This window comes from Oleiphilus sp. HI0128, from assembly GCF_001635365.1.
Map to the genome: position 1 here is coordinate 1 of NZ_LWGG01001359.1, position 782 is coordinate 782.

A 782-nucleotide genomic window follows, 5' to 3' on the forward strand; every position below is an offset into this window, starting at 1 on the left:
GAACCAATGCTAAGTCAGCAGTTTTCCGAATTTATGTTGATGGGCGCAAATTACAGCTATCGTAATTTGAATGATGAGGACCTCTCTGCCTACATTACATTTTTAAAGAGTAAGCCGGGTCAGGCGTATTGGCAGGTAGGTGTCGATATTGTCGATTTGTATATTCAAGGTTTTGTTTCTGAGTTGGTGTCCGGGCTTTCTAGCGCAAAATAAATGTTATTTGATATAAGCCTTCAGACTATTAAGCAAGCACTGCCAAGTGGCGTATTACTACTCGCTTGCTTATTGTTCTTCAGTTTGTTGCCTTCTGAAGGTTTGGTTTATCCTCATTTGATCAACTCTGGCCATGCTTTGGTCTTCGGTTTAGCGACCTATCTGCTGCTGGTTTTTTTTGCTCAGCTTCGGCCCTTAAAAGAGCTGATTTACCTTCTTTTATTTTGCCTCTCGTTTGGTTTGTTGGTTGAGCTGGTTCAGCCTTATGTAGGCCGGGAGCGTAGCTTAATAGACTTTGTTTACGATGTTTTTGGTTGTTTGGCTGCATTGCTGTGGTATCTCGCTCGATTTCGAAGTACTAGCAGAAGCCGGAAAATGATGATGCAGGGAATAGCTTTGTTTTTGATTTTGGCAAGCCTGCTTTACCCAGCTTATCGATGTTATGTGAAGCTGGAGGCTGATCGCTTATTTCCGGTGATCGCGAACTTCGAGAGTTTTGGCTGGGCTCAAATTGTGTTAGCAAAAAATGGCAGTGAGCTTGAAGTTGTCAAAGCACCTGGTGACTGGGC

At 43.2% G+C, this 782-nt stretch carries 2 protein-coding genes; both read left to right on the forward strand.

Translation table 11 applies throughout. From position 1 onward, the window contains the following. Positions 1–213: hypothetical protein (locus A3763_RS29110; RefSeq protein WP_197483054.1), on the forward strand; the 213-nt coding region annotated here is incomplete at its 5' end. Further along, positions 214–782 (forward strand): VanZ family protein (locus tag A3763_RS22545; protein WP_197483055.1); only part of this gene is annotated, 569 nt, incomplete at its 3' end. It lies immediately after the preceding gene.